This is a genomic window from Streptomyces sp. NPDC093546, from assembly GCF_044765045.1.
Classification (GTDB): Bacteria; Actinomycetota; Actinomycetes; order Streptomycetales; family Streptomycetaceae; genus Streptomyces.
Genome location: NZ_JBIWJG010000009.1, coordinates 178,718 through 192,102, shown reverse-complemented (window position 1 = coordinate 192,102; position 13,385 = coordinate 178,718). Strand labels below are relative to the sequence as shown.

Here is a 13,385-nt window from a genome sequence, read left to right as displayed (position 1 = left end):
CGGCCACGTACGAATCCTCAGCCGCTGCCGGGCAGGGCGCCGGACATCTGGAGCAGGTCCAGGAAGCCGTCGATGCCGGGCGGTACGGGCCAGCGGGTGTCCCGCAGCGCCGCGAGGTCGACGGCGGCGCGGGCGGCCACGTCGGGCACGCCCGCGTCGACCGCCTTGGCGAGCACGGCCCAGCCGGCTTCCCAGCGCTCGCGGGTGAGGTCGCTCTGGATGGCGGAGACGATCGCGATGAGGAAGGCGAGCTGCCGGTCGCCCCGCTCCGGCAGGCCGAAGGCGTCCGGGTCGGCGAGGACCCGGTCGGGGTCGGGCAGGTCGAGGTGTTCCAGGTACGACAGGAGCTCGATGCCCGCGCCGTCGCCGACCGCGCCGGTGAGCGCCGCCGCCACCGCCTCGCGCCCGGCGCCGGTGGCGTACCCGGCGGCGAGCAGCCGCAGCGCCATCTCCCAGGTGCGAGGGGACGGCCAGGCCCGGCCGCGGGCCTCCGCGTCGCCGGGGATGTGGTGGGCGAGACCCGGCCGGGCGGTGAGGAAGCCGGAAATCGCGCCGCGGGCGCGCGCGACGGCGCCGGGCGCCTTGGCGGCGTCGACGACGGGGACGGTCATCGCCGGCCACGTACCGGCCATGCCGCGGGCCACGGTGCGCGGGTTGTGCGTCCAGTGGAGGTGGACGAAGCGGTTGGCGAGCGGCGGGCTGAGGTGCCAGCCGTCGGCGGCACTGGAGGGCGGGTTGGCGGCGGCCACGATGCGTACCGACTCGGGCAGCACCAGGCTGCCGACGCGGCGTTCGAGGACGACGCGCAGGAGCGCGGCCTGCACGGCGGGCGGCGCGGAGGACAGCTCGTCGAAGAAGAGCAGCCCGCGCCCGGCCTTCGCGAGCCGCACGGCCCAGTCGGGCGGGGCCATGGGGACGCCGGTGGTGGCGGGGTCGTCGCCGACGATGGGCAGTCCGGCGAAGTCGGACGGCTCGTGGACACTGGCGATGACGGTCTCCAGCGGGAGCCCGAGGCCCGCGGCGAGCTGCTCCAGGCCGGCCGACTTGCCGATACCGGGCTCGCCCCACAGCAGGACGGGCTGGTTGGCCGTCACCGCGAGGGCGAGGGCCTCCAGTTGGGGGTTGGCGGAGGGCTCGGTGCGGGTGGCGCGCAGCCTGCGGTTGAGCGCGTCGGCGGCGGCGAGGGGGTCGGCGGCGCGGCCCGGGGCCCGGTCCGTGGCGGAGCGGTCCGTGGCCGCGTGGTCGGTGGTGCTCACCAGTCCTCGATCTCCTCGCCGTCGAAGTCCTCCCACCAGTCGGCGCCGAGGCCGGGATGCTCCTCCTCCAGCCGCTCCTTGAGGAACGCCAGGTCGGCCCGCTGGTACTGCATGATCAGCTGCTCCACCGACAGCTCCATGCTGTCGACGACGTCGAGGCGGGCCCCTGCGTCGACGAGCGCCTCCACCAGGGCGGGCGACCCGCGCTCCGCCACCGCCGCGAGCAGGGGCGTGCGGTCCATGAGCTCCCGTGCCTCCAGGTCGACGCCCGCCGCCAGCAGCCGAGGCAGCAGCGGCTCGTGGTCGAGCAGGGGCAGCATGTGCAGCAGCGTGCGGCGGCCGCCGTCGCGCACCTTGGGGTCGACGCCCGCGTCGAGCAGCTCCAGGACGCCCGGGGTGTCGCCGTGCTGGGCGCGCAGGAACAGCTCCTGCCGCTGGGCGCGCAGGGCCCGGGGCAGCCGGCCCTCGCCGGACGTCCACACCTGCTGCGCGGCGAAGCAGCCGGCGACGGCGCCGCCGAAGGCGCGCAGGGCGCGTTCGCGCCGCCGCTCCTCCTCGGTGTGCGGCATGCTCAGCTCCCCGTCGCGGGAGACCACTTGGTGCCACTCGCCGCGGCACCGGACCCGTACGGGCTCGGGGGCGGCCGGTCCGGGCGGGCCCACGGGTCCGTCCACCGGGGGCAGGCCGGGCAGCAGGGACCCGGCGACGAGCGGGTGCAGGTGCCGGGGCGCGACGCCGCCGGTCCGCAGGAGGGCGAGGTCGGCGGGCAGCCGCCACAGGGCCTCGGGCATCTTCGGGATGTCCCCTGGACGGTACCGGGGGCGCTCGGCGACGCTCACGCGCAGGCCGCCGTCGGGCGTGAGCTCCAGGTGCACCGCGCTGCGCCAGCCGTGGAGGATCTGGAGGCGGTCGGTGCCGAGCGCGTCGGCGAGCCCTCGTGCCTCGGGCTTCAGCCGCGCGAGGTTGAGCGGCAGGCCGGCCAGGACCCCTACGGGATCGATGGCGGACCCGTAGTGATGCGCGGGCGGCGGGGTCAGGTCCAGTTCGATGCCCGCGGCGGCGAACGCGCCCTCCACGTCGCCCGCCGCGTGCCGCAGGGTGAGCCACTCGGTGCGGGCCGCCGGGTCGTCGGGGCCCGGGTCGGTCGCGGGCGGTTCGGCGGTGGTGCGGGGCGTGCCGTCGGGGTGGAGGAACGGCGCCCGGTCGGGGCCGCCACCGCACCGCTCGCGCAGGTCGGCGGCGTACCGCGCGTCCCACAGGTGCCGTGCGGTCGTCCAGTCCACGAGGGTGGCGCCGTCGGGCACCGGCCTCAGCCGCAGGGTGAGCCGCTGCGGCCCGTAGGCCATGGCGGGCGTGGTGATCTGGAGGTGCGGTACGTCGGGGAGTTCGGGCGCGCCGTGGCGGGAGAGGAGGACGGTCAGGCCCGCCTCGAGGGTCGTCCGCCCGCCGAGCAGCCGGGGCAGGTGCCAGCGCAGCAGGTCCGGCGCGAGGTGGCGCAGGTCCTCCTCGACGGCGGCCGCGACGTCGGCGCCGTACGCGGCGGCGGCCTCGGCGAGGTCGAAGGCGATGCGGACGTTGGCCGCCGCGCAGGCGCCGGCCCAGTCGCCGGCCAGGCGGCGCTCGGTGGCGCGCTCGATCATCCACCGGGGTACGGCGTAGCGGCGGATGCCCCGCCATGAGGCCGCCTCGTCGGGTGCGAGGTCGATCACCGGTAGACGCTCCCTATCGCGCGCAGGTCGGGGTGGGTGCGGGCGGCCGGCCGCAGGCGCGCGGCGAAGGAACGCTTCACCTTGCGCGGCAGGCCCGGGCCCAGGCCGACGTACTCCAGCGGGGAGTGGTCGGGTACGGCGGCGAGGAGGGTCTTGGCGCCCCGGCCGGTGAGGCCGGTGTGGCCCAGCTCCAGGCGGCGCAGCGGGCTGCCGGGCAGGGCGTCGGCGAGGGCGCGGACGCCGTCGTCACCGGTGGCGTTGGCGGGGGCGCCGAGGCTGCGCTCGGAGCGGGGGCGGCCGAGGTCGAGGGACTCGATGGAGCCGAGCGCGTCGGCGAGGGCCCGGGCTCCGGCGGGGCCGATGCCGTTGCCGCCGAGGCCGAGGTGGACGGGGCCGGCGGCGTCGGCGGCGGCCGCCGCGAGGACGGCGGCGCCCTCGTCGCCGAGGTGGTTGGCGGGCAGGTACAGCTCGCGTACGCCCGCGTCGCGCAGGAGCGCGGCGAGCAGCGGGGCGGCGTCGGCGGTCAGGCCGTTGCCGCCGAGGAAGAGGCGCTCCACGGGCCCGGGCCGCCCGGTGAGGGCGTCGAGCAGGGCGCGCAGGCCGTCGGTGGTGAGGCCGGTGTTGACCAGGTCGAGGGTGCGCAGCGCGGTGTTGCGGCGGAGCATGGCGGCGAGCGCCTGGACGCCGTCGTCGCCGACCGGGTTGCGCTTGAGCCACAGGGCGCGAACGGTGGTGTCCGCGGCCAGGCGGCCGGCGAGCGCGGCGGCGCCCTCGGGGCCGATGCGGTTGCAGCCGAGGTAGAGGGTGTGCAGGCCGTGGGGCCCGGCGGCGAGGGCGTCGGCGACCGAGCGGGCGCCGGTGTCCCCGATGGAGTTGGTGCCGAGCAGGACGTGTGCGGCGTGCGGGGACGAGGCCGCGACGGGCATCAGGCGGGCGGCGCCCGCCGGTCCGAGTCCCTGCTTGCACAGGTCGACGCGGCCGTCGGCGCGTACGGTGCCGAGCGGGAAGGTCTCGTCGGTCTCGACGGGGTGCGCCGAGCGGAGCCGGTCGAGCAGGGGTTCCAGGTCCGCCGGGTCGGCGAGGGGAATGTCCGGGTGCTCGATCGCGGGGCAGCGTACGGGCGTTGGCTGCGTCATCACCACTCCACCGGTCCCGCGCCGGGCGTCCGGGGCCCGGCGGAACCGGCATCGCCGTCCGCCCGCCGCTCCGGACGAACCGACGCCATCGACGTTCTTCCACGACAAAAAGGTGGCAAGACCGGTCGGATTCGAACCGACGTCCTCCTGCTCGCTGCGTGGGCGCGACGACCTCTGCGCTACAGCCTTGCCGGGCGTGATCATAGCGCGTGTTGACGCGTACGCGATCACAGAGCCGGCCCGCACCGCACCGGCCCCCGTCGGGCCGCCCCCGGGGTGCCGGGGGCGGGCCGATGCGACACCGCGTGTCAGGCCGAGGCGGCGGCGGTCTCCAGGGGCTGCCGTACGGCGATGGCGTTGACGCGCAGATGGCACTGCGCGGTGTCGCCCACGCTCAGCGCCCGCAGCTTCTCCCCGCCCAGCCCCAGCGTCGCGTTGAGGCAGAGGGCGACGGCGTACAGCTGGTCGCCGGTCTCCTCGTCCTGGAGCGCGAACAGCACGTTGTAGTAGTAGCTCGTGCGGTCCTCGCCCTCCTCGTAGAAGGAGAGGTGCGTGCCCTCCTGCTCCCCCAGCCCGACGAAGGCGCCGGTGAACGCCTCCTCGACCTTCGCCCAGAAGCGTTCGTTGGCGAACGGCTGCCCCAGCGCCTGGCGCACGGCCTCGGTGAGGGAGAGCACCATGACGCTGACGGGCGCGGTCTCCTGGAGGCCCCAGCCGCGGATGATCTTGACGGTGGAGCCGTTCGGGATGGCGCTCGCCGCCCTGCTGATCTCACCGAAGTCGAAGTTCACGGTCGCCGGGGCGATGGCGTGCTGGAACGCGCCCTCGATGCCCCGCGCCTGCTCCCGATGGGACGGCCCCACCTCGAAGACCGGCTTGAAGGTCGTCTTCTCCGCAGCGGGCTGTTCGGCCATGGCTGCTCCTCGTGTGTCGTAAGGGGTCGCGCCGCAGCCGAAGTATGCACCCCCGCCGGCGGTCCATGATCAGGGGCCCGGCGCCGCATCGGACCGGACCGACCTTGACATGGCATTTGCGGTGTTTTATCCAGATCGTGAGGAGGTGCGCTCCATGGCACGTGCAGTGGGTATCGACCTGGGTACGACGAACTCCGTGGTCAGCGTTCTGGAAGCCGGTGAGCCGACCGTCATCACCAACACCGAGGGTGCGAGGACCACGCCGTCCGTCGTCGCCTTCGCGAAGAACGGCGAGGTGTTGGTCGGCGAGGTCGCCAAACGCCAGGCCGTCACCAACGTCGACCGGACCGCGCGTTCGGTCAAGCGCCACGTGGGCGACGCGAGCTGGCGGTTCCCGGAGCACGGCGACATCGACGGCAAGCGCTACACCGCGCAGGAGATCTCCGCACGCGTCCTGCAGAAGCTGAAGCGGGACGCCGAGGCGTACCTGGGCGAGGACGTGTCGGACGCGGTCATCACGGTCCCGGCGTACTTCAACGACTCGCAGCGGACCGCGACCAAGGAGGCCGGCGCGATCGCGGGCCTCAACGTCCTGCGCATCATCAACGAGCCGACCGCCGCGGCCCTCGCGTACGGCCTCGACAAGGAGGACCAGACGATCCTGGTCTTCGACCTCGGTGGCGGCACCTTCGACGTCTCGCTGCTGGAGATCGGCGACGGCGTCGTCGAGGTGAAGGCCACCAACGGCGACACGCACCTCGGTGGTGACGACTGGGACCAGCGCGTCGTCGACCACCTGGTCAAGCAGTTCAAGAACGGGCACGGCATCGACCTGGCCAAGGACAAGATGGCCCTGCAGCGCCTGCGCGAGGCCGCCGAGAAGGCCAAGATCGAGTTGTCGGCCGCGACAGAGACGACGATCAACCTGCCCTACATCACGGCGTCCGCCGAGGGCCCGCTGCACCTGGACGAGAAGCTCACGCGCGCCCAGTTCCAGCAGCTGACCGCGGACCTGCTGGAGCGCTGCAAGACGCCCTTCCACAACGCGATCAAGGACGCGGGCATCAAGCTCTCCGACATCCACCATGTGATCATGGTGGGCGGTTCCACGCGTATGCCCGCGGTGACCGACCTGGTCAGGGAGCTGACCGGGAAGGACCCGCACAAGGGTGTGAACCCGGACGAGGTCGTCGCGATCGGCGCCTCGCTCCAGGCCGGTGTCCTCAGGGGCGAGGTCAAGGACGTCCTGCTGCTCGACGTCACCCCGCTGTCCCTCGGCATCGAGACCAAGGGCGGCATCATGACCAAGCTGATCGAGCGCAACACCACGATCCCGACCAAGCGCTCGGAGATCTTCACCACGGCCGAGGACAACCAGCCGTCGGTACAGATCCAGGTCTACCAGGGCGAGCGCGAGATCGCGGCGTACAACAAGAAGCTCGGCATGTTCGAGCTGACGGGCCTGCCGCCGGCCCCGCGCGGCGTCCCGCAGATCGAGGTCTCCTTCGACATCGACGCCAACGGCATCATGCACGTGACCGCGAAGGACCTGGGCACGGGCAAGGAGCAGAAGATGACCGTCACCGGCGGCTCCTCGCTGCCGAAGGACGACATCGACCGCATGATGCGCGAGGCGGAGCAGTACGCGGAGGAGGACCACCGCCGCCGCGAGGCCGCCGAGACCCGCAACCAGGGCGAGCAGCTCGTCTACCAGACCGAGAAGTTCCTCAAGGACAACGAAGGCAAGGTCCCCGGTGACGTGAAGACCGAGGTCGAGTCCGCGCTCGAGGAGCTGAAGGAGAAGCTCAAGGGCGAGGACACGACGGAGATCCGCACCGCCACCGAGAAGGTCGCGGCCGTCTCCCAGAAGCTCGGCCAGGCCATGTACGCCGACGCCCAGGGCGCGCAGGCCGCCGGCGGCGGTACTGATGAGGCGCCGGACGCCAAGCCGGACGACGACGTCGTCGACGCCGAGATCGTCGACGACGAGAAGCCGAAGGGGGACACGGGGTGAACCGCCTGACCGACGTCTCCCGGGGCCCCGGCCCGCCCCCGATGATCACCGGCGCGGGGCGGCGGCCCGACGCGCCGCGGGACGGCGGCCCCGCGGACCGGCCCGCCGAGGGCCCCAGGGCGCTCCGGGACGCCGAGCTCCAGGCGGCCCTGCGCGAACGCACGGCCGACCTCCAGCGGTTGAAGGCCGAGTACGACAACTACCGCAAGCGGGTGCACCGCGACCGGGCCGCCGTCCACGAGATCGCCGTGGCCAACGTCCTCACCCGGTTCCTGCCGGTGCTCGACGCCCTCGACGCGGCCACCGACCAGGGCGAGGTGACCGGCGGTTTCCAGCGCGTCGCGCGGGCGCTGGAGGCCGAGCTGTCCGCGCTGGGCCTGCGGCCCGTCGGCGCGGTGGGCGACGCGTTCGACCCCGTGGTGCACGAGGCCGTCTCGTACCACCCGTGCGGCTGGTTCGACCTCCCCACGTGCACCGTCGTCCTGCGGCCGGGGTACGTGGTCGGGGACCATCTGCTGCGCCCGGCCCTGGTGGTCGTGGCCGGGCCGCCGCCGGGCCCGCGCGTCACCGTCCGCCAAGGGCTCTGAGGCCCCGTACACACGGGTCCGCCCCGGCCGGGCGGAGTGCCTGGCCGGGGCGGAACACGCGGTACGCGGGGGCGTCAGCCCAGGGTCGCGATCGCCTGGTTGAACGTCTCCGACGGACGCATGACGGCGGCGCACTTGGCCGGGTCGGGGTGGTAGTAGCCACCGATCTCGACCGGCTTGCCCTGCACCGCGATCAGCTCGTCGACGATCTTCTGCTCGTTGTCGGTGAGCGTCTGCGCGAGCGGGGCGAACGCCTTCGCCAGCTCGGCGTCGTCGGTCTGCTTCGCCAGCTCCTGCGCCCAGTACAGGGCCAGGTAGAAGTGGCTGCCGCGGTTGTCGATGCCGCCGAGGCGGCGGGAGGGCGACTTGTCCTCGTTGAGGAAGGTGCCGGTCGCGCGGTCGAGCGTGTCGGCGAGCACCTTGGCGCGGGCGTTGCCCGTGGTGGTGGCGAGGTGCTCGAAGCTGACCGCGAGGGCCAGGAACTCGCCCAGGCTGTCCCAGCGCAGGTAGTTCTCCTTGACCAGCTGCTGGACGTGCTTGGGCGCGGAGCCGCCGGCGCCCGTCTCGAACAGGCCGCCGCCGTTCATCAGCGGGACGACCGAGAGCATCTTGGCGCTCGTGCCGAGCTCCAGGATCGGGAAGAGGTCCGTGAGGTAGTCACGGAGCACGTTGCCGGTGACGGAGATGGTGTTCTCGCCGCGGCGGATGCGCTCCAGGGAGAACTTCGTGGCCTCCACCGGGGACATGATCTCGATCTGCAGGCCCTCGGTGTCGTGCTCCGGCAGGTACTGCTTGACCTTGGCGATCAGCTGGGCGTCGTGCGCGCGGGTCTCGTCGAGCCAGAACACCGCCGGGTCGCCGGTGGCGCGGGCGCGGGTGACGGCGAGCTTGACCCAGTCCTTGATCGGCGCGTCCTTGGTCTGGCAGGCGCGGAAGATGTCGCCGGTGGAGACGGGCTGCTCCAGGACGACATCGCCGGCCTGGTCGACGAGGCGGACCGTGCCGTTGGCGGCGATCTCGAAGGTCTTGTCGTGGCTGCCGTACTCCTCGGCCTTCTGCGCCATGAGGCCCACGTTGGGCACGGAGCCCATGGTGGCCGGGTCGAAGGCGCCGTGGGCGCGGCAGTCGTCGATCACGGCCTGGTAGACGCCGGAGTAGCTGCTGTCGGGCAGGACCGCGAGGGTGTCGTGCTCCTGGCCGTCCGGGCCCCACATGTGGCCGGAGGTGCGGATCATGGCCGGCATGGAGGCGTCGACGATGACGTCGGACGGCACGTGGAGGTTGGTGATGCCCTTGTCGGAGTCGACCATGGCGAGCTCGGGGCCCTCGGCGAGCTCGGCGTCGAAGGAGGCCTTGATCTCGGCACCGTTCGGGAGGGCCTCCAGGCCCTTGAGGATGCCGCCGAGGCCGTCGTTCGGGGACAGGCCGGCGGCGGTCAGCGCCTCGCCGTACTTGGCGAACGTCTTCGGGAAGAAGGCGCGTACGACGTGGCCGAAGACGATGGGGTCGGAGACCTTCATCATCGTGGCCTTCAGGTGCACGGAGAAGAGCACACCCTCGGCCTTGGCGCGCTCGACCTGGGCCGAGAGGAACTCGCGCAGCGCGGCGGCGCGCATGACGGACGCGTCGACGACCTCGCCCGCGAGGACCGGGACCGACTCGCGCAGAACGGTGGTGGTGCCGTCCTCGCCGACGAACTCGATGCGCAGCGTGTCGTCCTGGGAGACGACCGCGGACTTCTCGGTGGAGCGGAAGTCGTTCTCGCCCATGGTCGCGACGTTCGTCTTCGACTCGGCGCTCCACGCGCCCATGCGGTGCGGGTGGGTCTTCGCGTAGTTCTTGACCGACGCGGGGGCGCGGCGGTCGGAGTTGCCCTCGCGCAGGACGGGGTTGACCGCGCTGCCCTTGACCTTGTCGTAGCGGGCGCGGATCTCGCGCTCCTCGTCGGTCTTGGGGTCGTCCGGGTAGTCCGGGAGTGCGTAGCCCTGCTCGCGCAGCTCGGCGATGGCGGCCTTCAGCTGCGGGATCGACGCCGAGATGTTCGGCAGCTTGATGATGTTGGCCTGGGGGGTCTTGGCCAGGTCGCCCAGCTCGGCGAGGGCGTCGTCGATGCGCTGCCCCTCCTGGAGGTACTCCGGGAAGACCGCGATGATCCGGCCCGCCAGGGAGATGTCACGCGTCTCCACGGTGACACCGGCCGTCGAGGCATACGCCTGCACCACGGGCAGGAACGAGTACGTCGCCAGGGCCGGGGCCTCGTCAGTGTGCGTATAGATGATGGTCGAGTCAGTCACCGGGTGCTCCGCTCCACGTCTGCAACATTGCTCGACATCAAGATATCTCCTGATCGACCTGTTCTCGACAGGGGCCCGGGACCGGTGTGTGGCGGCGCGCCGCCGGGGGCCCATACCAGAAATCATCCATGGAGGCAACGGCTCCATTTCTTTCCCTGGCTGGTTATGATCGGCATCCTTCTCGCTCGTCCCCACCGCAGCCGGACCGGCCGTCCCCGAGCCCCTCCCCAGGGCTGTGCCGCACCCGGTTGCCGGCCGGTCCCCGCCTTCTCCGCTCCGAGGACGGATGTCTCCCATAGAACCCGAAGGTCCCCTCCCCCAGCCGAAGCCGCGTCGGCGGCGCCCCGTGCGCCTGCGCACCCTGCTCATCGGTCTCGCGGTGGTGCCCACCGTGGCGATGGGCACGCAGACCGCCGTGACCGCGGACCGCCTGCTGGCGCAGTCGCACCATCTGCGCGCCGATGTGGCGGCCGGTGAGCGGATCGGGTCGCCGCTGTTCGCGCTCATGGTCGAGATGCAGGCCGAGCGGGCGCTGACCGCCGAGCGGTGGTCGGGTACGGCCACGGCGGAGGACGAGCTGCGCAGGCAGCGGGCGGCCACCGACCGGGCGGCGGCGGAGTTCCGCCGGGCCGGCGGCGCGGGCGCGCGTTCCGCGCAGGCCGACCGCCGCCTCCAGGAGGTGACGGAGGCTCTGGACGACCTGCCCGCCTACCGGGAGCGCACCGACGTCCGCAGCAGCAGCGCCGACAGCGTGATGGCGTACTACAACGGCGTCATCGGCCAGGTGATCCGCTTCTACCAGGACGAGTTCAGCCACACCGAGGACGCCGAGCTCACGCTGGAGAGCCGGGTGGTCGTCACCATGTTCTCGGCGTCGGAGATGGTGGCGCGGCAGGACACGATCCTCGCGCTGGCGGGCCCCTCCCGGGAGTTGAGCGCCACCCGCTTCTCCGACTTCGTCAACGCCGTCGGCGCCCACCGCTATCTGTACGACACCTGGGTCGTGCCGTACCTGGCCCCCGGTGAGAACGAGCTCTACTCGCAGCTCGTCGGTTCGGACGCCTGGCAGACCAAGGGCCGCATCGAGAACGCGGTCATGTCCGATCACAAGGACCTCGACTTCGGCGTGAAACTGCCCCGCGAGGTGAGCGGCTGGCGGGCCGCGCACGCGCAGTGGGCCCCGGAGCTGAACGCGCTGAACGCCGAGCGTTCGCGGGCGCTGCTCGCTCGCGCCAACGCCAAGGCGGACGCCCTGGAGACCGAGGTCACCTGGCTGATCGCGGGCAGCGCGGGTGCGCTGCTGCTCGTCGCGACCGGCGTCGCGTTCACCACGCGGTCGGTGCTGCGGCGCCTGAGGCGGCTGCACGAGAGCACGGTGACCGTCGCCGAGCGGACGCTGCCGGACGTCGTGGCCCGGCTCCAGCGCGGCCGCCCGGTCGACGCCGACGCGCTGCCCCGGGTCAGCGGGGACGGCGACGAAGTGGGGCGGATCAGCGACGCGTTCGCGCGGGTCGTCGAGGTGTCCGTGGACGGGCACCGGCAGCTCGCGGCGGAGCGTCACGGCTTCGGCATGTTCGCCTCGGGCATCGCCTCGCGTACCGGGAACCTGGTCAGCCGTCAGCTGAGCCTCACCGAGGAGCTCCAGGACTCCTTCGGCCACGACGAGACGCTGCTGGCCCAGCTGATGCGGTCCGACCAGCTGACGGTCGGCATGCGGCGGCAGATCGAGAACCTGCTCATCCTGGCGGGCGGCGAGATCCCGGACCCGCACACGGAGCCCATGCGCGTGGCCGACCTGCTGCGCGAGGCGGCCGCCGAGGTCGAGGACTTCCGCCGGATCGAGCGGCAGGCGCTGGACGAGATCAGCGTGGAGCCGCGGGTGATCAGCCAGATCAGCCACCTGCTGGCGGAGCTGCTGGACAACGCCACCCGGTTCTCCCCGCCGCGGTCGAAGGTCGTCATCCGGGCCGAACTGGTCGCCGACGGGCTGTCGGTCGAGATCGAGGACCGGGGGCCGCGCGTCACGCCGGCGGCGTACGAGGAGATGAACGGGCGCCTGCACTCGGCGCCGCCGTACGCCGTCCTCGCCGAGAACGCGCACCGGCTGGGTCTGTTCGTGGTCGGGCACCTCGCCGACCAGCTGGGGGCCAGGGTCACGCTGCGCAGGTCCGTGTACGGCGGGACCTCGGCCGTGGTGATCATCCCGGCCGAGCACCTGGTCCCGACCGGGCCCGAGTCCGAGCCCCTTCCCGTACGGCGGCCGACGCCGCTGCCCGCATCGCCGCTGCCCGCGCCGCGCCGCGTGGAGGAGCGCTCCGAGGAGCGCAAGCCCGAGCTGGTGCTGCACGTCGGCGCGGCGGGCCTGCCGGTGCGCCGCAGACAGGACCGGCTCCCGGTACGGGCGCAGGGCACGACCCAGGACCAGGCGCAGGACGCGCCCGAGGACAGCGTGCCGGCGCCGCGGCCGGGCGGCGGGCGCCCGCCGCTGCCCGAGCGCGTCCCCCAGACCCACATGGTCCGGCAGCTGCGCGAACCGCGCGCTCCGGAAGCAACGGTCGCCCCCGACACGGCGACACCCGAGGAAGTGGCCGACGCCTGGTCGGACTACGAACACGGAACCCAGCAAGTCGAACAAGAGCTCCGACGGGATCAGCCATGACGACGGCATCGAACGACATGATCTACAGCGTCCTGGACAACAACCTGAGCCGGATCGCCGGCATCCAGGGCGCCGTGCTCCTCTCCAACGACGGCATCAAACTCAGCGCCTACCTGCTGGACCGGCCCCAGGCCGAGCGGGTCGCCGCGGCGTCCTCGGGCATCGCGGCCACGATGAAGGCGATTTCCCGGGAGATCGACGGCGGCCGGGTGATCCGCCAGCTGGTCGAGATGGACGACCGGTACCTGTGCATCGTCGGCTGCGGCGAGGGCAGCACCCTCATCGTCGTGACCTCCCGCAAGGCGCGCCTGGGCGAGCTGGGCGGCGAGGCGGTGCGCACCGCGCAGGCGCTCGGCGAGTGGCTGGGCACACCCGAACGCACCCAAGCGCCCACATCCTGATGACGGACGAGCCGCAAGGCGCGGGCCGTCGGCGGACGCGGCTGTACGCCCTCACCGACGGCCGTACGGCCGCTCCGCACACCGCCCTGACCATGGACACCACCGTCACGGCGGCGGTCGCCGCGGACGCGCAGGGCGGGTTGCCCACGGAGTGGCAGGCCGTCCTGGCCATGTGCCCGCCGCCGAACGGTCTGGCGGTCGCGGAGATCGCCGCCCGGATGCGCATGCGCCTGACTCCGACGACGCTGCTCCTCGGGGAGCTCGCGGACCGCGGGCTGATCCACCACCGGCCGCCCCTGGAGGAGTCCGAGACCACCAACACCCGCCTGCTCATGAGAATCAGGGACAACCTTGCCCGTATCTGACCCGTCCCAGGACCCCTCCCAGGACTCCTTCGAGGACTCCTTCGAGGAAG

The 13,385-nt window shown here is 72.9% G+C and carries 10 protein-coding genes and 1 tRNA gene; 5 read left to right on the top strand and 6 right to left on the bottom strand.

Translation table 11 applies throughout. The features are described 5' to 3' along the window. Positions 1-17: 17 nt before the first annotated feature. The 5 genes from ACIRNI_RS21190 to ACIRNI_RS21170 all read right to left on the bottom strand — a co-directional run bounded on the left by ACIRNI_RS21190 (position 18) and on the right by ACIRNI_RS21170 (position 5,015). Positions 18-1,256 (bottom strand): AAA family ATPase, encoded by a 1,239-nt coding sequence (locus ACIRNI_RS21190; RefSeq protein WP_403553147.1) that lies wholly within the window; start codon positions 1,254-1,256, stop codon positions 18-20. Continuing rightward, a complete protein-coding gene (locus ACIRNI_RS21185; protein ID WP_403553145.1) occupies positions 1,253-2,965 on the bottom strand; it encodes an ankyrin repeat domain-containing protein in 1,713 nt (570 codons plus the stop codon). The genes ACIRNI_RS21190 and ACIRNI_RS21185 overlap by 4 nt, the downstream gene beginning before the upstream one ends. Then, positions 2,962-4,101: a gala protein gene (locus ACIRNI_RS21180; RefSeq protein ID WP_403553143.1), complete on the bottom strand. Its 1,140-nt coding sequence runs from the start codon at positions 4,099-4,101 to the stop codon at positions 2,962-2,964. The genes ACIRNI_RS21185 and ACIRNI_RS21180 overlap by 4 nt, the downstream gene beginning before the upstream one ends. A 113-nt stretch (positions 4,102-4,214) precedes the next feature. Continuing rightward, positions 4,215-4,290: transfer RNA gene (locus ACIRNI_RS21175), tRNA-OTHER, on the bottom strand. A gap of 119 nt (positions 4,291-4,409) precedes the next feature. Beyond that, the gene (locus ACIRNI_RS21170) at positions 4,410-5,015 is read right to left on the bottom strand and encodes a Type-2Aa cytolytic delta-endotoxin (RefSeq protein ID WP_403553141.1); all 606 of its coding nucleotides are present in this window, start codon (positions 5,013-5,015) and stop codon (positions 4,410-4,412) included. Between the two features lie 154 nt (positions 5,016-5,169). Here ACIRNI_RS21170 and dnaK point away from each other — a divergent pair, with 154 nt between their 5' ends. Together dnaK and grpE are read left to right on the top strand one after the other, a co-directional pair. Beyond that, positions 5,170-7,029, top strand: a complete 1,860-nt coding sequence (gene dnaK, locus ACIRNI_RS21165) for a molecular chaperone DnaK (protein WP_403553139.1) — start codon at positions 5,170-5,172, stop codon at positions 7,027-7,029. After that, positions 7,026-7,616, top strand: coding sequence for a nucleotide exchange factor GrpE (gene grpE / locus ACIRNI_RS21160; RefSeq protein WP_403553137.1), 591 nt, complete (start codon positions 7,026-7,028; stop codon positions 7,614-7,616). The genes dnaK and grpE overlap by 4 nt, the downstream gene beginning before the upstream one ends. Positions 7,617-7,690: 74 nt before the next feature. On the opposite strand, the gene ACIRNI_RS21155 is transcribed toward grpE, so the two are convergent. Next, positions 7,691-9,910, bottom strand: a complete 2,220-nt coding sequence (locus tag ACIRNI_RS21155; protein ID WP_403553135.1) for an NADP-dependent isocitrate dehydrogenase — start codon at positions 9,908-9,910, stop codon at positions 7,691-7,693. A 346-nt stretch (positions 9,911-10,256) separates the two neighbouring features. Here ACIRNI_RS21155 and ACIRNI_RS21150 point away from each other — a divergent pair, with 346 nt between their 5' ends. From ACIRNI_RS21150 to ACIRNI_RS21140, 3 genes are read left to right on the top strand one after another with little or no spacing between them, the layout of a single operon-like run. Further along, the gene (locus ACIRNI_RS21150) at positions 10,257-12,569 is read left to right on the top strand and encodes a nitrate- and nitrite sensing domain-containing protein (RefSeq protein ID WP_403553133.1); all 2,313 of its coding nucleotides are present in this window, start codon (positions 10,257-10,259) and stop codon (positions 12,567-12,569) included. Then, positions 12,566-12,970 carry a roadblock/LC7 domain-containing protein gene (locus ACIRNI_RS21145; protein WP_355366289.1) on the top strand — a complete coding sequence of 135 codons (405 nt, stop codon included), beginning with the start codon at positions 12,566-12,568 and terminating at the stop codon, positions 12,968-12,970. Before ACIRNI_RS21150 ends, ACIRNI_RS21145 begins: the two co-directional genes overlap by 4 nt. Continuing rightward, complete coding sequence (locus ACIRNI_RS21140; protein ID WP_403553130.1) at positions 12,970-13,335, top strand: DUF742 domain-containing protein; 366 nt, start codon at positions 12,970-12,972, stop codon at positions 13,333-13,335. Before ACIRNI_RS21145 ends, ACIRNI_RS21140 begins: the two co-directional genes overlap by 1 nt. The last annotated feature ends 50 nt before the right edge of the window (positions 13,336-13,385 follow it).